The organism is Pseudoalteromonas sp. GABNS16E (genome assembly GCF_028598715.1).
In the GTDB taxonomy this organism is placed as follows: domain Bacteria; phylum Pseudomonadota; class Gammaproteobacteria; order Enterobacterales; family Alteromonadaceae; genus Pseudoalteromonas; species Pseudoalteromonas atlantica.
This window is the reverse complement of sequence record NZ_JAQREZ010000007.1, coordinates 86,672-107,195: the sequence shown is the minus strand read 5'-3', so window position 1 is coordinate 107,195 and position 20,524 is coordinate 86,672. Positions and strand designations below refer to the sequence as shown.

The window sequence follows — 20,524 nt, the reverse complement described above, 5'->3', positions numbered from 1 at the left end:
TGGAATTAAGGGACACCGACTATAACCGTGAATAACTACACGTAACTCTAATACTGTCTCAAATTTGTCTCATATTCAATATATAAAACAAATTTAAATACATAAAAATTACTCTTTTGTAACGAGGAACTGTTCTTGAAAGTCTTCTACTGATTTAAGGTTTTTAGGTAACTTATTTAGTTCGTTCAAAGTAGTTTTTAAACTAAAAACTGTATCTAGTCTTGCGGTTTGTACAGCAACTTTTATCGATTCGCAAATATCAATATCAAAATTCCATGAGTGTGCTGGAATCTCATATTTTCTCTCAAAATAAGAAAGACAATCTATCACGTAGTCTTTCATAGCATCTTCAATACCCAACATTCTAGATTCAATATGACCAAATGCAAAAGCAATAGGAATAATATCCTCACCTATCTGTGGCAGTAACCGAGAATCAAATAGCTTTTTCCCTCTACCAAGTACCCAAGCAATTCTATCTTTATAACACTCGAACACTTCAGCGGTTTCTGTTATGACTGGTAAGCCTCTTTCTGCATAAAAAGCATCTAGTTCTGTAGTTAAAATATTAAGAGCATCATTTAGCCTAAGTTCTTCCATGACAGAAAAAATTTTCATTGGACCGTCTACAAACTCTTGCTCTGTCACACCTAGTTTTGACTCTGCAATGCTTAAATATGTATCAGGAACAGTGTCACCATTCTTATACCTATTCCATTGAGTCGAAGTATTTGAGTCTTTTCCTGAAAAAAACTCTGCAAGCTGCTTTATATTATTTTTACCTGAAACAATAAACACACTATGAAACCAATATCTGGTCCTCAATAAGTTAAGTCCTGTTTTTTTGTACTTTGGCATTGTTGAATCGTTTCCTTTCAATTTAGTTCATTTATTTTTCTGCACATCAATCTGAAAATGCACATATCGAAATTTAACATAAACAGATTATTAAAATGAAAATTAAATTACTCAAAACTACTGAGCTTGCTCAAATCTTAAGGACTAGCCCCGGATACATTCGTAATCAAATTCACTTAGGAAAAGAAGGCAAAACAATCCCACCAAGTATACAGCTTGGTCGAAGAAGAATGTGGCTTGAATCTGATCTTTTAATTTGGCTTAAATCAAAAAATTCAAATGTATGAGCACAAACCCCACTCACCTTTGATGGTCGCGCTGGCGCGACGTCATCACTCGCAAACTTCCGTTTCTAGTATTGCCGGGATGATTTCGCTCTGTGCACCGCTGCCACATTACGCAAAGCCTGAACCCATTAACTTTATTCACGCAATCGGAGATTTCCCCTATGAATAAAATTTTAAATAAGGCCGTCACGGCCCGATTCTCAGGTGAAGATTACCTTCGCCTTCAAACCGAAGCGGAGCGCCGTGGTTGCACGGTGGCCGACGTCATTCGAAGCTCATGGTCACATTATCAGGAGCAACAACAATTGCAACAGCTTTTACTCAAACTCGAGCAGCGCCAGCGCAAAGTTCAGTTTGAAATGCTGTGCACGACCTTGGACTTGGCCGATGAGGATCGCAAACAAGCCCTAAGCCAATTACACGAGAAGGGAGTGAAATTCTAATGAACAATCATCCCACCTCGTATCTTCGTCAGAATTGGGCAAGCATCCTGTCCGTTGGCATCACTATCTGGCTCATCACATTTGTTGGTCTGCTGATCTGGTCGTGGTCATGGCTCACGCCATGGTCAGCGTTAAACGTGCATCTGGGCTATTGGCTGGATAGCGTATCAGGATTGGTCTTTGATTACTCTTTACGCCCTTGGCTTGGCTACTGGAGCGCGTTAGCCCAAAAGAGCTGGCAGTTGGCATTTGTCCTGCACCTTGTCGTGCCAGCACTGATTGCAAGCATACTCGCGTTTTTCAGTGCACGGCACTTTTATGTGACAGGCGGACAAGACGGTTACCGTCATATCTCTGGTGCGCGTTTGCACCAAGGCCGAACGGCGCTAAATCATGCTAAGCACATGGCCAAACATGAAGCCAAGCAAGGTAATGAGGCCAAGGGCTTAAAGCTGCATCCACAAGTGCAAATCAGCAAAGCCCGTGAGCCGGGCAATATACTCGTAGTAGGTAATCAAGGTACAGGTAAGACAGTGTTCATTGCGCCATTGATTGACCAAGTTATCGACCGGGGAGAACGCGCCTTTATTTATGACGAGAAGCGCGAGTTCACCGCCTTGTTTTATAAGCAGGAGTCCTCTGTGCTGCTGGCTCCGTGGGATGCTCGCGGCACCGCATGGGATATTCAATCGGATGTTCACAATGCGACACAGGCGCATCTCATTGCCGAGCGGCTAATTCCTGAATCCCATGAGCCACTGTGGTCAAACGGGGCACGGATGCTGTTTACCGGCATGATTGAGATACTGAACCACACCCAAAGGCGCTGGGGCTGGTCAGAACTTGCCGACATACTGAGCTGCGACGAACCAACACTTCAAAGCCAGTTAAGCCAATACTACCCGCGAGCCGCTCGCTTTATCGTCGAAGGCAGCAAGACGACCCAATCATTCTTTGCGCAGCTGGTTGGCTCTCTGGGCTGGATTTATACCCTCGCTGACGCATGGCCAAAAGCGTATGAAGATGGCTTTTGTGTGCGTGATTGGGTGAGTGACCCAGAGACGAAAAAGCCCATCATTATCGTACAAGCTGACAAAAGATATAAAGATATCGGTGCACCGCTGGCCAATACGGTCATTGCTTTGATGACCAGTCATATACTGGCGCAGACTAATAGCGCTGACAGGGAGTTATGGTTATTCATTGATGAGTTGGGCAACCTGCCCAAGAACCCGGCACTAGCTGAGTGGATGAGTCTTGGCCGCTCAAAAGGCTGTCGTATTTGCGGTGGCACACAGTCGATATCCCAGCTCAAGCACATCTACGGTGAGCAGGAAGCCAACACGCTTTTGAACATGTTTACCCTTTTTGCCTCCATGCGGGTCGGAGCGGCTGGTGAAACTGCAAGCTATACCGCCAAAGTGTTTGGGGAGCGAGTGGTGGAGCGTCCCACCTCAAGCGCCGGTCAAAGCGATGGCATCACACAAAACTGGCACAGAGAAACTCTGCCGCTAGTCAGTGCATCGAATCTTGTGCAGCTTCCGCAACCGAATAAAAACGGCGTGGTCGGTTACCTCTTGATACCGGGCTACATGGCCGTGTACCGCCTTCGCTGGCCTTTTAGCAAGCTAAGCCCTGTCAGTGATGAACATTGCCCGGCACAGTGGCTGACGGCAAAGCCTGCTCCCGTTAACTCTAACGAGCCAACAGACAAACCCAGCCGCCGTGAGCAGCTAAAAAAACGGAGGCAAGCTGAATGAATTCGTTAAACGCCATTAACAGCATTGCGTATTATGAGGAACTGGCCAAGGAAGATTATTACCAAGGTGGCGGTGAGCCACCGGGTAAGTGGATAGGTTTAGGCGCACGAACAATGGGCCTGACCAACCAGTTAAACACCACCTCTTACCGGCGAGTTTTTAACGGTTTCAGCCCGGAAGGTGAACCACTTTGTGAAAATGCTGGGGACAATCACCGGGCTGGCTGGGACTTAACCTTCTCTGCACCCAAGAGCGTATCCATGCTGTGGGCACGCGCCGATGAAGTAACCCGAAAAGCTATCCAACAGGCCCAGCAAAAAGCAGTGGAAGAAGCGTTTACTTTTATTGAGCAGCACGCCAGTTTTACCCGCAGAGGTAAAGGCGGGCATATTCAGGAGCGCGTGATAGGATTGATTGGGGCAACCTTTGAGCACTCAACATCAAGAGCACAAGATCCCCAACTCCATACCCACTGTCTCATTGCCAATCTTGCGCCACGCGCAGATGGCAAATGGGGCACACTGGAATCAAAACACTTTTTCTTTTGGCAAATGGCCTCTGGGGCGATTTATCGCAGTGCCTTGGCTAACGGCTTGCGTGAACTTAGCTTTGAAGTCGAAGCCGTGGACGATCACAAGCACTTTGAGGTCAAAGGCGTTGACCAAGGTATCTGCCAGTTTTTCTCAAAGCGAGCCGAAGCCATTCGCGCACAGATGGAGGCCATGGGCGTTCACAAAGCAGCATCCAAAGTTGGCGATACCATCACCCTTAACTCCCGCGATTATAAGAAAGCGGTGGACAGACCAAAGCTGTTCGCGGCATGGCAAGCGGACATGGACAGACTCGGCTTTATGCAAACCGATATAGATAAGATACGTAAGCCAAATCTCACACATTTCCCAGAGCCATTACCACTGCAACATATCTTGGATAAATTGATTGAATCCCAAGCGGTGTTCCGCTTGCAGGATATCTATGCGGCGGTAGGCGGCGAAGCTCAGTTTAATCATGTAAGCCGTTTGGAAATTGAAGATACCGTTCGGGAGTTGCTCGCTGATAATAGTATGGTGAACATCGGTAAAGATCTCAGCAACAATCAGATTTACACCACCAAGGGCATGCTCGCCATTGAGCAGGACTTGCTTAACCATGCCGATAGTATGCACGCAAGCAAGCATTACCAGTTGGATGACAGCATCATCCAACAAGCAATTGACCAACAAGGACAGCAGCAAGGCTTTGCACTATCTGATGAGCAAATCGAAGCCGTGTTTTCGGTCTGTCAGTCGAGTCTTGATATCATCCAAGGTCGTGCCGGGGCCGGTAAATCTACCTCGATGCAGGCCATGCGTTTGGCGTATGAGTCACAAGGCTTTACCGTCAGAGGGGCTACCGTGGCACGACAAGCCGCCCAGCAGCTTGAGAAAGATACGGGGATTAAAAGCACGACGTTAGCGAGTTTGCTCAATGAATTAGGTAAAGGCAACAGTCAAGCCAAATTTAAAAATACGGTGATTTTGCAGGACGAAGCCGGACAGCTTACCACGCCTGACTTACTGAAATTGATGCGAGCCGCACACACAGCCAAAGCTAAGCTGGTATTGGTAGGCGAGCAGCAGCAAATGGATGCGATAACCCATGGCGGCTGCTTACGCTATTTAAGTCAGCGCCAAGGCTGTGCGCGAATTAATACCATTCGTAGACAGCGCGAAGCTTGGGCACGAAAGGCCGTCAATGACCTGCGCAGTGGTAATGCCAAAGCCGTATTGGACAGCTTTCAGGGTAAAGGTTTGCTGCATATCGAGGATGACAGCCAAACGGCCCGTGAGCAGCTGGTGAAACAATGGCAAGCTTACACCGAGGCCTATCCCGACAAGTCAACCATGATAATGGCGCAGCGCTGGAAAGAAGTAAAACCGCTTAATGACTTGGTACGCAAAGTCTATCAGGAGCGAGGAAAACTCGGCATAGAAAACTTCCAAACCGAGTGTGTGGTTTCCAATCAAAGCCTGTATTTTGCGTTTTCAAAAGGTGAGCGGGTTCGATTCACCAAAAACGATTACCAAAGGGATTTTACCAATGGCGAACAAGGTACGATTACCCAAATACTGCAACAAGGGGAGGATATCCGTTTTACCGTTAAACTCGACTCGGGCCGTACAGTCAGCTTTTATAGGTCGGATTATTCAGATGAACAAGGCAGACTGCAATTGGCGCAAGCCTATGCATGTACGGTTTACAGCAGCCAAGGCGCGACCATCGACGGCGATACCTTTGTGTTGTACACAACGGCAATGGACAGAGCCGCATCCTATGTGGCCGGAAGCCGCCACAAGGATAAGTGCCACTGGTTCGTCAATGGCCAAGAGCTGGATGCGCGAAGTGGACAAGCCGATATCGGCAAGACTCCTGACATAGGCACCCGAATTAAAACCTTAGTAGATTGTATGAAGACCAATAAACACAAGTATATGGCTTCTGAATATATACTAGAAAAAGAAATTGACCTACAGCTAGAAAGTCTAAATGAGAACGAATTGATAGTATAAAATGTAGTAATTCATATCTTATGAAAAATACACTTTAACTACATCTTACAGACAGCTATCAGCTTGAAAAAGACGGGAGCTTTGGCTTGTTTCTGGACAGAAACGTGTCAGGGACTTTTCTAAATTAGCAACGCACAGATAGCAATACGTACGCCTGTTTGTGTGACTGGTAGTAATTACACATGGCCTTGTACCGCTGGGCAAACTGTCGTGGGTTTCCTCAATGAATACAATGTCGATGGTCATCAAAACGGATTATTCAAATACCAAAATACTTCGACTAATTCGCCATGGAATACTATGTCAGTCCAGATCAGTATTCTTTGATTTATTAATGATGTAGGCCAGACATTCTGGCCTTTTTATATTTCTAAATACGAATGTTAACACCAGTACTTTTGTCTTGCATGATAGACATAGCTGATTCTAACATCTTCAAAGTAGTCTCGTCATTGCGTGACAGTGCGCCTTGGATGCCATCACGCGTTTTTTGAATGAAGTTATATCGTGTTTCATCACTGTGTGCACCTGCCAGTTCGCCTCCATTTACGGGTATTTTCATAGTCATAGCCATGAAAGGCCTGCCGTCATCGAGAGACATTTCTCCATTGCGGATTTGAGTGTTGGCCCAGTCCCGCATTTCTTGCCGGGTCATACTAGTGAAATCCGCCTGTTTTGTGCTGCTGTCAGTCTTATCATTGTCTGTTTGTGCTGCTGTTAATGCAGCCGAAAATGACGTTGAGGCCTCTGTTGAAGGCTTGGTACGCTGGTTCCCATTAAAATAATGTACGTTTGCATCAACTCGCATAGGTTCTTTTCCTTAGTATGATCGTATGAGTGATATTAACTGCAAAACCTGCGCCATAATTATACACTTATAGTCTTTTGAAAACGCCTTTAAAAAGTTTATTTAAATTAAGTTGTTGAAGGTAATTCATCGTAAAGTGAAAAGCTTAATACAGAGGTGTTGGACGGCAAAGGCTTTCCGGTAACTGGAATATTTACTAATAGGCTTGGCTCATAGGCCTTAAATTATTCAGGATAAAGCCTAATAAAAGAAGGTTTTGAAATAAGCAATATTAAAGTGAAATATTGGGATCGAGATTGATACAAAGATGAGGGATATAGAAATCAATATCCATTTCAATTTTTTGATTTCTTTTAAGTGATTTGCATTTTTAAGCGATTCATTTAGCCGCTGAATATTTAGTTCAACTTCGTGTACAGTCTCCTGAGAGACGAGCGCTAAATCTTTAATACTATCAACAGAGCTTTTTAAGTTTTTCTCTGTTGCTAGTATATGTGAATCGCCCCGAGTTCATCGGAGACCAGTTTGTTTAAGTCAGGCCACTTTACCTGACTCGTTTAAATTATCATAGTAGTCTGTTTCATATTGAGCTGGTGAAATATACCCAATTGAAGATAATAAGCGTTGATTATTAAACCAATTGACCCACTCTAACGTTGCGTATTCAACAGCATCAACATTCTTCCACGGGCCATTTCTGCGAATAATCTCTGTTTTAAATAATCCATTTATTGTTTCAGCCAATGCATTGTCATAAGAGTCACCCACACTGCCTACAGACGCTTGAATTCCAGCTTCAGCAAGTCGCTCAGTGTATCGTATAGACAAATATTGGCTGCCTCTGTCGCTGTGGTGAATTAACCCTTCGGGGTTGCCACGATGCCAAATAGCTTGCTCTAACGCATCAAGAATAAGCTCTGTGTGCATTGTCGTTGATACACGCCAACCTACAATGTATCGTGAAAAAACATCTATCACGAAAGCGACATAAACAAACCCACTCCATGTGGCAACATAGGTGATGTCAGCTACCCAAAGTTGATTTGGCTGCTCAGCAGTAAATTGACGATTAACTAAATCAAGTGGCTTATCTTGTTGCTCGTCAGGTATCGTTGTCTTATGTGCTTTACCCCGACGAACACCTTGAATTCCCATAACTCGCATCAATCGTTCGACTGTACAGCGGGCGACTTGATGGTCGTCAAGCTGTAGCTGCTTCCATATTTTTCTTGCACCATAAACTGACATATTATCCTCCCACACTTCGCGAATGAGTATTATCAGCTCAGCATCACGCTTTTTGCGGTTAGACAGTCGCTCAGGCTCTCTTTGTATCTGTTTATGAGAATAATACGTTGATGGTGCAATCGGCAATTCCTTGCAAATTGACTCGACACCGTAATGCTCTCTGCAAGCATCAATAAAATCCACTATTACTTCTGTTTGCGGTCGAGCTCCGCTTGGGCGAAAAAAGCGGCAGCTTGCCTCAGGATATCATTCGTTCGCTTGAGCTCTTTATTCTCGCGCTCTAAGACGGCAAGGCGTTCTTCAGTTGATTGCGTATTAGAAGAGGGTTTAGACGGTTGAGCTTGAGATTTCTTGACCCATGCTCTAAGTGTTTCTGGGGTACATCCCAGTTTATCTGAAATCGATACTAGCGCAGCCCAAAGAGAAGGGTATTCATGCTGTTGTGTGGTAACAAGCCTAATTGCACGTTCACGAAATTCTGATGTATAGCGATTTGATTTTTTCATAGTTCCAGTTTCTCAAGTTATTGAGTCTCTGGCAAACACGGGGCGATTCAGATTCTTTAAAGTTGATATTTTGCCAACATAAGCGCTGGATTTCACCACGCCGTGCTGCCGTCTCAATTGCTATACGAATTATTGGTTCAATGACGCCATCGTATTCCTTTGCGGTTTTTAATAATATTTCCTCTTCATCACACATTAACCTGCGATTTCTAGATTTACCCTTAGGTGGAAGTTTCACCGCATTTACAGGATTACCAAATGGTAAATGTACGTCCCATTCTGTAATAGCATGCTTAATTACCCTTCCCAAAAGTGAAATATTTTTCCTGACGGTGTCCCCTTTGACGTAATCAAGCCGTTTATCCCTATACTCTCTAATAAGAGCTGGGGTTAAAGCATTTAAAGCTAAATGACCAAAGTAATCATCTAATAACTTTATATTGCTTTTATGTGAAGAAAACGACTTCATTTTAGGAACTTCTTCAATGAGGTAACGGGTTAAAAACTCTTTAACTAACCTAGTCTCAGCGTCAGATTTAGAAACAAACAAGCCTTTATCAATTTCAAGTTCGATTTCACTTGCCCACTGTTGTGCAGCAGCTTTAGTCTTGAATGTCTTTGATAGTGGTGCATAACCTTTTTTCCGTATTCTTGCTTGCCACTGCTTGTCTTTTCTTTTAACGAAAGTAGCCATATTTATACCTCCCGAGCTTGAGGTAAAAAATATACAAAGTAAACGCATTCATTTTTTTCTCCCGATTAATTTAATATGGGAGAGTTTGACTTTTAATTTTGGAAGGTTCGATGAACTGTTTTTGGTAAAAGCAGTACAACTATTAAAAAGATAACTTGTTTGGAGCATTTTATAACCTCAATTTTAATTAAAAATAAGGTGTCCCAAAAATGTCCCACGTATATAGTGGTGGAGGTGGCCCGCCCCAGAGGATTCGAACCTCTGACCTCAGCCTTAGGAGGGCCGCGCTCTATCCAGCTGAGCTAGGGGCGGATGTTTTGAGGTTAGCTTTTACTAACCTTAAATTTGCGTTTTATAATAAGTTACACAAAATCAAGTATTCAATTTTTCACATTACCTTTTCCTTAGGAGGGGGCCGTTATATCCATTTAACTAAGAGGCCGCACCGAGCTTACAGCTTACAGCTTACAGCTTACAAAAATTATAACGGCATCTTGTTTTTCATATCAAGCTAAAATTAACTTAATTGCTTGATAAATATATATCTTCTTTGTTTAACACGTACAGCGGTATGAGTTTACGGCTGCTTGCTACAATATGCTTGCTGTGAACATTTATAACGCGGGTGTTTACTGCTACGCCATTTGGGCGGTAAATTAACGTACCTGCTAATACATAGTTAGCCATGCTGCTTTCGCTTAGCTTTTCTATATCGCGAGATAACACGAAGTCGCCTCTGTTTGATACATCAATGTTGTCCATGGTTTTAAAATCTACCACGCCGTAGCCAAATTTTTGCAGCTGATGAATAAACGTCTCTGCTAATTGATTACCCAACTGATTACTTTTATTAAGCGATGCGTCTAAATCTACAATGGTGGTAACCGCTATGTTGATGCTGTTGTTATCGGACGCTTCGGCTTCAAGCGTATCGACTAAATCCAGCGCCATTTGCTCTACATAGTTTGCCAGCGTTTTGTGGTGTTTAAGCGGTGTAAACTGCCTTGCTGTGTCGTACTCACTTTGCTGCTGCACAGATTGGTTGGCATATACTGGCGTGGGTTGGCTACTTTGCGTTACCACGGTGTAATCTGAGCGCGTGTTTATGCTTTCGTTATGCTCATTATTTTGCGTTATTGAACAGCCAGTTAATGCTAACGTTGCCGTTAGCCCCGCTATAGCAGATAGTTTGTAAATCATGGTCAACCTCACTCGCTGGCTTGTTTAAGCATAATTCCGTCGGTGCGATAGCTACTGTTTAGCGCATCAACCACTGATTGAGGGATAAACCCTTGCGCACTGCCCACTACCGCTTTACTTTTAATGCCCACTATTCGTGCATTTACCAGTACGCCACCTTGGTGGCTCACAAGTGTTCCTGCTAATACGTAATTAAAGTTTTGATCTTGGTTTAGCTCTAGGTAATCGCGACTAAATACAAAGTCGCCTGCGGGTGTTACTCGCATATAATCGGTGGTTTTAAAATCGATAACCGGTACTCCAAAACTATGCAGTTCGTGCATAAAGCTTTCGGCTATTTGGTTACCTAACAGGCTTCCATCGCTGTAGTCATCATCTAAAAATACAAAGCTAGAAACGGCAAGTGGCGTTTTGTCGTTTACGTATTGCAGGTTTTCGACCATGTCTTGCATTATACCGCGCACATAATGGTTTATATTTTTGCGTTTTGCAGGGGCACTTTTGGTGTAGTTACTTTGCTTGTTTAAATTAGACTGAAATAACGCTTCATTTGGTGCAGGTGCTTTTACCGCACGTTGCTCTGAAACAAGCTGGGCTGCATTATCTTGCTCAACCTGCTCCGGCTCTGAATGTAGCGAATTTAACATTTGCGAACAGCCAAAGCCTAATGGCAAACATAGGGTAATTAATAGGTTTCTCATGGTGTGCTCCTGATTAATATTCGCTGCGGTACAAAGAGCCGTCACGCTGCTGAATTTTTTCGTTTCCCCACATTACATTTATAGGGATCTCTGTGCTGCCTGCCGACAGTACTTGCTTGTTTTCAATATTAACGAGTCGTGCATTAACTATGTAAGCATGCTGTTGGCGCGTTACAGTGCCGGTGATGACTAAGTCAATATTTTGGCGATTGCGTAATTTACTTAAGTCGCGGCTTAATATGCTGTCTGCGTTTTGCGCTAATATAAGGTTATTGCCAAGGCGGTACTCAACGGTATGATAGCCAAGCTGGGTAAATTGCGTTAATAAGCTTTCTTGAATTTGTAAGCTCAAACCCGAGGCCTGCCCTGCTACTAGCTTAGTATCTAAAGCATCGGCATAAAAAAAACTACTCACACCAATGCGCGCATTGGCATTTAAAGCGCTATTTACATGGTTAAGCTGCGAGGTTAGATTTGCTACATACTCGTTAACAGTATAGGGTGCCATTGCTGCTTTTGGCGCGTCAGTAGGCACACTCGGCTCTGGGGGCGGAACCAAATTGCAAGCAGTTAAATTTAACAATACTAAAGGCAGTAAAAGGCGCATAGTTGCCGTCCTCTTTAAAACATACCGAGGATAAAGCAATTATTATGCCTAATTAACCTAAACTCTGGATAATAAACCTATCTCTAGCCAGAGATAATAAATTTAAGTATCAAGATAGTTCAATATGCTAGTAAGGCTCTTAACCAGAGTTCAGGTTAATTAACTTTGAGGCGTTTTGACGTAGTAGGTTACAAAGCAAGTATTATTGTTTATTAATAACTTACATGCATCGTTTGCTGCTTCTTTTGTTTTAAACGCACCAAGCTTTAATCTATAAAAGATGTGCTGGTCAATCAGTACTTGCTCGGTATTTACTTCAAGCTTATTTGAGGCCGATTGAAATTGCTTTATAGCCGCTTCAAGTACCGCTTTATTTTTATATGCACCCACTTGCACAGCAAACAGCGCATTTGTATTTACAACAGCTAAGTGGTTAGTTTGCTGTGGTTTTGGCTGCGCGTTAAGTTGTTTTAATTTATCTACTGTGCGCTGTAATTCACTTTCTAGCTTTAACAGTCTTTCTAGTTGAGGCTTGGTTTGTTGCCACTGCTGCGCTGACTCTTTGAGTACGGCTAAATCATCTTTTTTAATGAGCACCGCCTGCTTTTGGGCCGTTGCTAGTGCGTGAGCACTGTTTGCTAATGCAAAGCCTAAAACTAATGTGGCTAAAAAATCCTTGTAGTGCAGCATAAGTATGTTGTTAATATGGGTAAGAGTGGGCGCTATTTTAACAGCCAATCAACGCTTAGCAAGTCACGCGTGCTAGGATCTATTGCGCTTTTATACCAATTAGCTTAATTAAGTAATCTATTTTGAGGATAGTAAAACGTATTGATAGCTAGGCAAAAAAATTCGCTATTTAGTTGTTCTAAACGAGATTTATTAACGCAGAACGCAACACGATTAGCCCCGTAAAATAATTATTTATTATTGCGGGTTAGTATCACTATTAAAGTTTAATTGGCCTATCGGTGTAGTTACTTACAATGCAGTCGAGCTTATACATTTTAAATACTTCACAGTCGGCTTTGGCATTTTTAAGGTTTTTATAGGAGCCAAGCTTTAAGCGATAAAAGGTTTTATCATTTATTTTTGCGGTTTCTACGTTGGTTAATATTTTATCTCTAAATAGTGGCGCTGCTTTGGTATTTAGTTCTTGCCAGGCTTTGGCTACATCCTGCTTAGAATCAACCGAGGCAACTTGTAATGCAAATACATGTTTAGGGGTATTAAGCTTTATAGTTTGCTTTTGGTTATTCTTAGCAGCTTTGTAAGTTTGCTGACGACGTGGCTTGTTACTGGCTGTACGCGAAGGCGTGCGAGTGTAACGGCTGCTGTAGGCAGGGCTTGCATTAGATTGTGCAATAGCTTTAGAGTTTATTATATCTATGTGATTAACCAGGTAAGTAATTTCTTTTTCAAGCTTTAAAATACGCTCTATACCGGCGCGTGCTTGCTGCCATTGCATTGCGGCATCTTTTAATTGCGCAAGCTCTAGTGCAGTTATCAATACGTAATCGGGCGTGGTGTTAGGTATTTCATTATCAACAGCAGGTTTAACGGTAGGCGTAATAGAGCACGCCGTGCCAAACGTAAGCGTAAAAAGGCATACAAAAAAGTGTTTATAGTATTTTTTTAATTTAAGCATGTACCCGTTATCCTGAAAGCAGTGCCTGTGCACTTACATTTCAGTTAAACATTCTCACAAGAAAGCGTTTAACTTAGCAATTTAAAAAATGAGCGATTTTTGCTCCCGCACGCTAATTTACCTGCATAGATAAAATTAACATGACCCTTCCGTGAGTTTGGCTTTTAATACAACCTTGATGCCAATTAACATAAAATTTACAATATAAATTACGTTATGTTGCTATATAACGCAAGTCAAATTCAGAACATAATTAAGCGTAGACCATCTTTATTACTGGCGGCGTTAAAATTAAGTAAAGCCTTACCTATTTTGGTATTAATAATTTAGCACTAAAAAAGGCGCCTAAACAGGCGCCTTGGTTGGTAATTTAATAAAAACTAAATTAACGATTTAATAAATGTTTTTAAATCATCTGCAAACTCGTCGCGGCGCAGAGCAAACTCTATCGTTGCTTTTAAGTAGCCTATTTTGCTACCGCAATCGTGGCTGCGGCCTTTCATTGCGTACGCGTCTACTTTTTCTTGCTGCATTAGCATGGCAATTGCATCTGTAAGTTGAATTTCGTTGCCAGCCCCTTGCGGCGTTTTAGCAAGAAGTGGCCAAATGTTTTCGCTCAATACATAACGCCCTACTACAGATAGGTTTGAAGGTGCTTCATCTACTGGCGGTTTTTCTACCATGTTTATAATTGGCGAGCTTTCACCTTGGTGAAGCTCTACGTCACCTAAATCAACAACACCAAATTTGTCTACTTCGTCCATTGGTACTGGCTCAACCATAATTTGGCTGTGCTTAGTTTCTTCAAAACGGGCGATCATCTCTGCTAGGTTGTCTTTTTTAAGGTCGCTCTCTACGTCATCAACAATTACATCTGGCAAAATAACCACAAAAGGTTCGTTGCCAATAATTGGCGCTGCACAGTTAATTGCATGACCTAAGCCTTTGGCTTCGCCTTGGCGTACGTGAATAATGGTCACATCTTTAGGGCAAATTGCCTGTACTTCGGCAAGTAATTGCCGCTTTACGCGTTTTTCAAGCGTGGCTTCTAGCTCAAAGCTGGTATCAAAATGGTTTTCGATAGAGTTTTTACTTGAGTGCGTTACAAGTACAATCTCTTTAACGCCTGCTGCTACCGCTTCATTTACTACATATTGAATAAGCGGGCGGTCTACCACTGGGAGCATCTCTTTAGGGATAGCTTTTGTGGCAGGTAACATACGCGTTCCAAGGCCTGCTACTGGGATCACTGCTTTCATCTTGTTCTCCTTAATCTTATTATACTGAAAACGGATATTGGATTGGTTCGTGGCATTGATAGCCTACTACTTCAAAATCGTCTCGTGTTACCCATGTTTCTATATCTTCTAGTGATTTTATGTTTGGGTTAATATTTAATTGCGGTGAGTCAAACGGCTCACGTGTTAGCTGTACATCGCGCATTAACGGTAACTGGTTTTCGTAAATATGCGCATTAGCAATTTTATGATACGCCTTACCTGCTTTATGGCCGGTAATTTGCGCTACCAATGCCAGTAATACAAAACACTGAATTTGATTAAAATTAAGGCCCAGCGGCACATCGCAACTGCGCTGATACGATGTTAAATACAGCGTGTCGCCAAGCAGCGAAAACGTATGCGTGTGCATACATGGGCGCAAGCAACCAAGCTCAAACTCACCAGGATTATAAAAGGTAATTATTTCACCTCTGTCATCAATCCCGTTTTTTAAGTTATTTATTACTTTAGCAAGCTGATCGAGCGTTGAGCCATCTGGGCGCTGCCAATTACGCCCTTGCACGCCATAAACGCGGCCCATGTCGTCCTCGCCTTTGCGGTTAGGGTTATTTAGCCATGCGTTATTATCGTTTGCGTTTGCATCCCAAGTTTTACAGCCTATATCGCGAAATTGCGCTGCGCTATCGTACCCTCGTAAATAACCTAAAAGCTCTGCTATAGCGGCTTTGTAGTAACTTTTACGAGTGGTGATCATAGGAAATTTATTATTACCTACATCGTATTCTAAGTCGGCATTAATAACGGTTAAGCAGCGCGTGCCTGTGCGTTTGTTTTCTACCCATACACCTTCGTCAACGATGCGCTCACATAATTTTAAATATTGTTTCATGATCTGTTCTTACTATGCCTTTGCTGCGGTTACAGGTTGCGGTTTTTTGTACGCCCAAATTAATAGCCCTAGGCCACCAATTATCATAGGTAACGAGAGTATTTGACCCATTGAGATAAAATCGGCAAATAGGCCAAGCTGCGCATCTGGTTGGCGGAAGTATTCAATACAAAATCTAAATACGCCGTATCCTAATAAAAACACACCGGCTACACTGCCTGCAGGGCGAGGCTTTTTAATAAACCATAATAAAATTAAAAACAGGACTAGCCCTTCAAAAAAGGCTTCGTATAACTGCGATGGGTGACGCGCAAGCGGCCCACCCGTTGGAAATACCATTGCCCATGGCACATCGCTTACACGGCCCCATAACTCGCCATTTATAAAGTTACCAATACGCCCTGCTAATAAGCCAACCGGAACCAGCGGCACCACAAAATCTCCCACTGCAAATAGTGATTTTTTGCGGGTTTTTGCAAATAGTATAATAGCGGTAATAACCCCTAATGTTCCGCCGTGGAACGACATACCGCCTTGGTCAATTCTAAATAAATATAATGGATTTTCTAAAAAGTAACTAAACTGATAAAACAATACATAGCCAATTCTGCCGCCTAAAATAACCCCTAGCATGCCGTAAAAAAGCAAGTCGCTAACTTGCTCTTTAGTCCAACCAGAGTTTGGTTTTTCGGCTTGACGATTAGCAAACCACATCGCAAACGCAAAACCAATTAAATACATTAAACCGTACCAACGTACGCTTAGCGGTCCAACAGAAAAAATTATTGGATCGATTTGAGGAAACTCAAGTGCCATAAATAAACCTTTAGCTAAAAACCATTTTAAGTGCGATGAGCACAAGCAACACCGCGAAAATTTTCTTTATTATATTAACAGGTAAATAATGAGTTGCTTTAGCCCCTAAGGGCGCCACAAACCACGATGTTATTACAATACCAAATAATGCAGGTAAGTATACAAACCCTGCGAACCCATGGGCTAAATCGGTTACCTGCCAGCCTGCGCTTATATAACCAATAGAGCCAAATAGCGCGATAACAATGCCGCTCGCTGATGCACAGCCTATCGCTTTTTTCATATCAACTGAAAAGTAATTAAGCATAGGGGCAATAAGTGCGCCGCCACCAATACCTATTAAACCAGAAAGCGCGCCCATAAGGGCAGAAATGCTCCCTAAAATAATCCCTTTTGGTAGCGGTTTTTCTTTAAGCGATTTACTACGTGATGCCAACACCATTCTGCCTGCAATAAATACAACACTTATTGCAAACACGCTGCGTAATGCTTGTTCGGGTATTAAACTTGCGGCAAAGCCACTTATTAACGCGCCTAAGCCTACACCCGACATAACCCACGGTGCAATTTGCCACGGCACATTATCATTTTTATGATGAGCCAAGACTGAAGAAGTAGAAGTGAATAAAATAGAGGCAAGCGATGTTGCAATAGAAATAACTAATACGTGATCAGGTGAAGTAACGTCAAACATCAGTAATAAGCCACTTAAAACAGGCACAATAATTAAACCGCCGCCTATCCCTAATAGCCCAGCTAAAAAGCCAACTACACAGCCAAGTAGCGCACAACTGGCCACGAGTAAAGCTAAGTCATACATAGTGTTCTCAAATACCTTTTCGTGCGCCTATATTAAAGGATTATAAAGTTAATAGCATCTTTAAGCGCTGCATTATTTGGCGGTATAAAACAGATCGCCTAATTGGTGTTCAATCATAAAATTGCGCGTTAAGCGCAGTACCTGTTTAGCGTTCGATTGCACTAAGCACTCTGCGAGTAATTGCTGCATATCGTTAATATTTAAGCGCCTTAAAATCCACTTCACTTTAGTTAACGACGACATGTTCATACTTAAATGCCTATAGCCCATGGCAATGAGTAAAATAGCGCCCTCTGGCTCGCCGCCTAGCTCGCCACATAAACTAAAGGGTAAACGGTGTTTATTACATTCATTCGCTACTTTATTTAATACCCTTAACACACCGGGGTGATATGGGTTAAATAGCTGAGCCACGCGCGCATTTGCTCTATCGACAGCAAGTAAGTATTGCGTTAAATCGTTACTGCCTACTGAGCAAAAATCTACTTTTTTAGCCCACTCGTCGAGCATAAATATACTTGAGGGTACTTCAAGCATAATGCCCACTTCTGGGCGCTCCAAGTTTTGCTCTGGGTGTTTTTCTGCCAGTTCAAAATAAGCTTGTTCAAATAACGCGAGCGCTTCGTCTACCTCTTCTGTGCCGCTGATCATAGGCAGCATTATTTTTAAATTACCTAAGCCCATGTTTGCTTTTAACATAGCTTTGAGCTGATCTAAAAATAGCTCTGGATGGTCAAGGCTTATGCGTATGCCGCGCCACCCTAAAAAGGGATTTTCTTCGGTGATATTAAAGTAATCTAAAACTTTATCGCCACCAATATCTAGGGTTCGCATAACCACTGGCGCTGGGTGGTAACTTTTTAGCACCTCCCTATACCAGTTTTCTTGCTCAGCTTGCGATGGAAATTGCCCCTTTTGCATAAACCATGCTTCGGTACGATAAAGCCCTACCCCATCGCAAATATGCGCACTGCTTTGCTCGGTATTAAGCTCAAGCCCTGCATTTAGCATTAAATTTATTTGCTCACCATCTAAGGTAACCGACTGTGCACTTTGTTCTGCTAAAAAGCGATTATTGAGTAGTTTATCTTGGTGCTTTAACTGTGCGTATTCATCGAGTAACACTTGCGAAGGAGAAATATATAAACGCCCAGCAAAGGCATCTAAAATCATTGGTTTAGCATCAAATTGCAATAAAGGTAAATCTTCAATCCCCCAAATAGCCGGTATTCCCATCGCTCGGGTTAATATAGAGGCATGGCTATTGGCTGAGCCATTCACACTCACTACACCGGCTAAATGCCCGTTGGGTACTTCAGCCAGCATGGCGGGCGTTAAGGTATTCGCAATTAATATGGTATTGGGTGGGTAATCTTTTACTGCGTGCTCTGTGTTTACAAGGTGGTGTAATACCCTTAAACCAATGTCTTTTACATCAACTGCGCGCTCTTTAATGTAGGGGTCTTGCATGGCATTAAACTGCGAAATAAGCCGCTCAATAACAATTTTTAAGGCGCTTTTTGCACACCAGCCCTCTTGTAACTGTACCTCAACGTTGTGGCCTAAACTTTTCGCATCAAGTAATTGTTGGTATACATCAAATACCGCGAGTGCTTCACGCGGGATTGAGTCACTCAAGGTCATAGACAGGGTATTAAATTCTTTGCGGGTGGCAGCAACGGCTTGTGTAAACAAACGGCGCTGCTCGGCGCTATCGGGATCTTTTTTTAGCTCTATAGATTTAAAATCAAGCTTGGGCAGTACCACAAAGGCTTGGCCAATCCCAATACCTGGGGCACTCGACACCCCTTTGAGCACTGAGGTTTGGTGTGATGATTCGTCTTGGCGTAAAAGCTCTTTTATTTCGGCATGCGCAAGTTGCGAGGCTAGCTGCGCTGAAAGGGTAATTAAAAACGACTCTTCGTCTTGGCTAAAAACCCGCGCCATTTTTTGTTGTACAACAATAACGCCCAATACCTTTTTTTGATGCACCACAGGCACAGACAAAAAGGCATTGTAACCTTCTTCGTTTACTTCGGGGGAGAGCTTAAAACGCGGATGGGATTTTGCAAAAGCTATATTAATGGGCTCTTCACGCTGGGCTACTAAACCTACAAGCCCTTCGGTAAAGCCAATTCTAAACTTACCTACGGCGTCGGGGTTAAGGCCTTCGGTTGCCATAAGTACAAAGTTATCTTGGCTGTAGTCGGCAAAATAAATAGAGCAGCACTGGGTTTTCATGGCCTCTTTAACCATTTTCACAAAGCACACTAAGGCACTGTCTAAATTCGCTTGTTGCGAAACAGACTCAGCAATAGTTCTAAGTGTTGCCAGCATTACCTGCTCCTTATTTTATAATTATGCTACTACCTTTTGTGTCGCCACTGTTCTTTATGATGTTCTCTTTTATTAAAAGGCATTGCAAACGGTGCAAACTCTTTCATCACCCGTCTGTATACATCGCGCTTAAACGATACCACTTGCCTTACTGGGTACCAATAACTCACCCAGCGCCAATCATCAAACTCGGGATGATGTGTTTTAAGCAAGTTTACATCTTCATCTTTGCAACGCAGTTTTAATAAAAACCATTTTTGTTTTTGCCCAATACACACCGGACTAGAGTCGCGGCGAATTAATCGCTTGGGTAATTTATAGCGTAACCAATGTTTTGAGCTTGCAACTATTTCTACATCTTCTGGTCGCAAACCTACTTCTTCGTGTAATTCACGGTACATGGTTTGTTCGGGTGTTTCTCCGTCATCAACACCGCCTTGGGGAAATTGCCAAGAATGTTGACCGTAACGTCTAGCCCAAAAAACCTGCCCCTGATTATTGCAAATTACAATTCCGACATTGGCACGAAAACCTTCGGCATCAATCACCTTAGTGCCTCATTTGTAAGTCGATTTTTAATGATTGTTCCACATTAGCTGCAATTCGGCAAACACTATTATCCCCAAAGTCATCACGCCCTAATCGCACGTTTACTATTTACACTGTGCATAACGACTTAACGTTAAATGAGCACTGAGTAATTACAAGGATAAAATAACCCTTAATTCACGCAACTTTTAGCAAAAAAAGCTAAGCTATGCCTTGATTATTATGTTTAGTGCTATTTACTCACAGCTTGTGTATAACTTTTAATAAACAAGGCTATTTTGCAAACAAGTCCACAATAGCAGATCTAAAAACTCGCTTTCTCCACAGATTCTGTGGATAAACATGTTTATATAGTTGTATTTATCCCATATAGAATTTGCTAACTTAATTAAAGCTGAATGAGTTAATTGAAAATATTAAAGCTAGTCAGTCACTTACAGTTAAACTGTGACTTTTTGGGGTGTGCAAAATTACGCCAAACACAGTGCGTATAAAAAACAACCAAAAGCAAAGATATCCACCTTACGGGGGTTTTGCTATCATGGCACTGTTAATTATTCAAG

Annotated in this window: 20 protein-coding genes, 1 tRNA gene and 1 other annotated feature; of the genes, 5 read left to right on the top strand and 16 right to left on the bottom strand. The window is 42.7% G+C overall.

What is annotated here, in order from left to right:
- Positions 1–108: 108 nt before the first annotated feature.
- The gene (locus tag PSI06_RS05030; RefSeq protein WP_273604989.1) at positions 109–798 is read right to left on the bottom strand and encodes a hypothetical protein; all 690 of its coding nucleotides are present in this window, start codon (positions 796–798) and stop codon (positions 109–111) included.
- A gap of 155 nt (positions 799–953) precedes the next feature.
- Here PSI06_RS05030 and PSI06_RS21650 point away from each other — a divergent pair, with 155 nt between their 5' ends.
- The 5 genes from PSI06_RS21650 (at position 954) to PSI06_RS05010 (ending at position 6,224) form a co-directional block, all read left to right on the top strand.
- On the top strand, positions 954–1,145 hold the full coding sequence (locus tag PSI06_RS21650; RefSeq protein ID WP_369128025.1) for a helix-turn-helix transcriptional regulator: 192 nt from the start codon (positions 954–956) through the stop codon (positions 1,143–1,145).
- Between the two features lie 161 nt (positions 1,146–1,306).
- Positions 1,307–1,588: a hypothetical protein gene (locus PSI06_RS05025; protein ID WP_273603024.1), complete on the top strand. Its 282-nt coding sequence runs from the start codon at positions 1,307–1,309 to the stop codon at positions 1,586–1,588.
- Positions 1,588–3,348 carry a type IV secretion system DNA-binding domain-containing protein gene (locus PSI06_RS05020; RefSeq protein ID WP_273603025.1) on the top strand — a complete coding sequence of 587 codons (1,761 nt, stop codon included), beginning with the start codon at positions 1,588–1,590 and terminating at the stop codon, positions 3,346–3,348. Before PSI06_RS05025 ends, PSI06_RS05020 begins: the two co-directional genes overlap by 1 nt.
- The gene (mobF, locus tag PSI06_RS05015) at positions 3,345–5,897 is read left to right on the top strand and encodes a MobF family relaxase (protein WP_273603026.1); all 2,553 of its coding nucleotides are present in this window, start codon (positions 3,345–3,347) and stop codon (positions 5,895–5,897) included. The genes PSI06_RS05020 and mobF overlap by 4 nt, the downstream gene beginning before the upstream one ends.
- Before the next feature lie 162 nt (positions 5,898–6,059).
- Positions 6,060–6,224, top strand: coding sequence for a DUF4879 domain-containing protein (locus PSI06_RS05010; RefSeq protein ID WP_273603027.1), 165 nt, complete (start codon positions 6,060–6,062; stop codon positions 6,222–6,224).
- A 43-nt stretch (positions 6,225–6,267) separates the two neighbouring features.
- Here the strand turns inward: PSI06_RS05010 and PSI06_RS05005 are convergent, their stop codons facing one another.
- The 15 genes from PSI06_RS05005 to rppH all read right to left on the bottom strand — a co-directional run bounded on the left by PSI06_RS05005 (position 6,268) and on the right by rppH (position 19,960).
- Positions 6,268–6,705, bottom strand: coding sequence for a hypothetical protein (locus PSI06_RS05005; protein ID WP_013463093.1), 438 nt, complete (start codon positions 6,703–6,705; stop codon positions 6,268–6,270).
- A 534-nt stretch (positions 6,706–7,239) separates the two neighbouring features.
- Positions 7,240–8,459, bottom strand: a protein-coding gene (locus tag PSI06_RS05000; protein ID WP_223230517.1) for an IS3 family transposase whose coding sequence is annotated in 2 segments (ribosomal slippage) — positions 7,240–8,171 and positions 8,171–8,459 — 1,221 coding nt in all. Because the reading frame shifts where the segments join, the coding sequence is not laid out codon by codon here.
- Positions 8,065–8,181, bottom strand: a sequence feature (AL1L pseudoknot). (Overlaps the previous gene by 117 nt.)
- Positions 8,422–9,153, bottom strand: a complete 732-nt coding sequence (locus PSI06_RS04995; RefSeq protein ID WP_273603028.1) for a hypothetical protein — start codon at positions 9,151–9,153, stop codon at positions 8,422–8,424. Before PSI06_RS04995 ends, PSI06_RS05000 begins: the two co-directional genes overlap by 38 nt.
- A gap of 235 nt (positions 9,154–9,388) precedes the next feature.
- A tRNA-Arg gene (locus PSI06_RS04990) sits at positions 9,389–9,465 on the bottom strand.
- 210 nt (positions 9,466–9,675) lie between these two features.
- On the bottom strand, positions 9,676–10,353 hold the full coding sequence (locus PSI06_RS04985; protein ID WP_273603029.1) for a FlgO family outer membrane protein: 678 nt from the start codon (positions 10,351–10,353) through the stop codon (positions 9,676–9,678).
- 8 nt (positions 10,354–10,361) lie between these two features.
- Positions 10,362–11,054, bottom strand: coding sequence for a FlgO family outer membrane protein (locus PSI06_RS04980; protein ID WP_004586248.1), 693 nt, complete (start codon positions 11,052–11,054; stop codon positions 10,362–10,364).
- Between the two features lie 13 nt (positions 11,055–11,067).
- Entirely contained in the window at positions 11,068–11,661 is a 594-nt protein-coding gene (locus PSI06_RS04975; protein ID WP_273603030.1) for a FlgO family outer membrane protein, read from the bottom strand.
- Between the two features lie 159 nt (positions 11,662–11,820).
- Positions 11,821–12,399, bottom strand: coding sequence for an SPOR domain-containing protein (locus PSI06_RS04970; protein WP_273603031.1), 579 nt, complete (start codon positions 12,397–12,399; stop codon positions 11,821–11,823).
- Between the two features lie 211 nt (positions 12,400–12,610).
- A complete protein-coding gene (locus tag PSI06_RS04965; RefSeq protein WP_273603032.1) occupies positions 12,611–13,309 on the bottom strand; it encodes an SPOR domain-containing protein in 699 nt (232 codons plus the stop codon).
- A 380-nt stretch (positions 13,310–13,689) separates the two neighbouring features.
- Complete coding sequence (gene galU / locus PSI06_RS04960; RefSeq protein ID WP_004586244.1) at positions 13,690–14,568, bottom strand: UTP--glucose-1-phosphate uridylyltransferase GalU; 879 nt, start codon at positions 14,566–14,568, stop codon at positions 13,690–13,692.
- A 19-nt stretch (positions 14,569–14,587) separates the two neighbouring features.
- Positions 14,588–15,439 (bottom strand): thymidylate synthase, encoded by an 852-nt coding sequence (locus PSI06_RS04955; RefSeq protein ID WP_273603033.1) that lies wholly within the window; start codon positions 15,437–15,439, stop codon positions 14,588–14,590.
- Between the two features lie 12 nt (positions 15,440–15,451).
- Positions 15,452–16,255, bottom strand: coding sequence for a prolipoprotein diacylglyceryl transferase (lgt, locus tag PSI06_RS04950; protein WP_004586242.1), 804 nt, complete (start codon positions 16,253–16,255; stop codon positions 15,452–15,454).
- Positions 16,256–16,265: 10 nt separating this feature from the next.
- Positions 16,266–17,075, bottom strand: coding sequence for a sulfite exporter TauE/SafE family protein (locus tag PSI06_RS04945; RefSeq protein ID WP_273603034.1), 810 nt, complete (start codon positions 17,073–17,075; stop codon positions 16,266–16,268).
- A gap of 72 nt (positions 17,076–17,147) precedes the next feature.
- Positions 17,148–19,412: a phosphoenolpyruvate--protein phosphotransferase gene (gene ptsP / locus PSI06_RS04940; RefSeq protein ID WP_004586240.1), complete on the bottom strand. Its 2,265-nt coding sequence runs from the start codon at positions 19,410–19,412 to the stop codon at positions 17,148–17,150.
- Between the two features lie 29 nt (positions 19,413–19,441).
- Complete coding sequence (gene rppH / locus PSI06_RS04935) at positions 19,442–19,960, bottom strand: RNA pyrophosphohydrolase (RefSeq protein ID WP_004586239.1); 519 nt, start codon at positions 19,958–19,960, stop codon at positions 19,442–19,444.
- Positions 19,961–20,524: the final 564 nt, after the last annotated feature.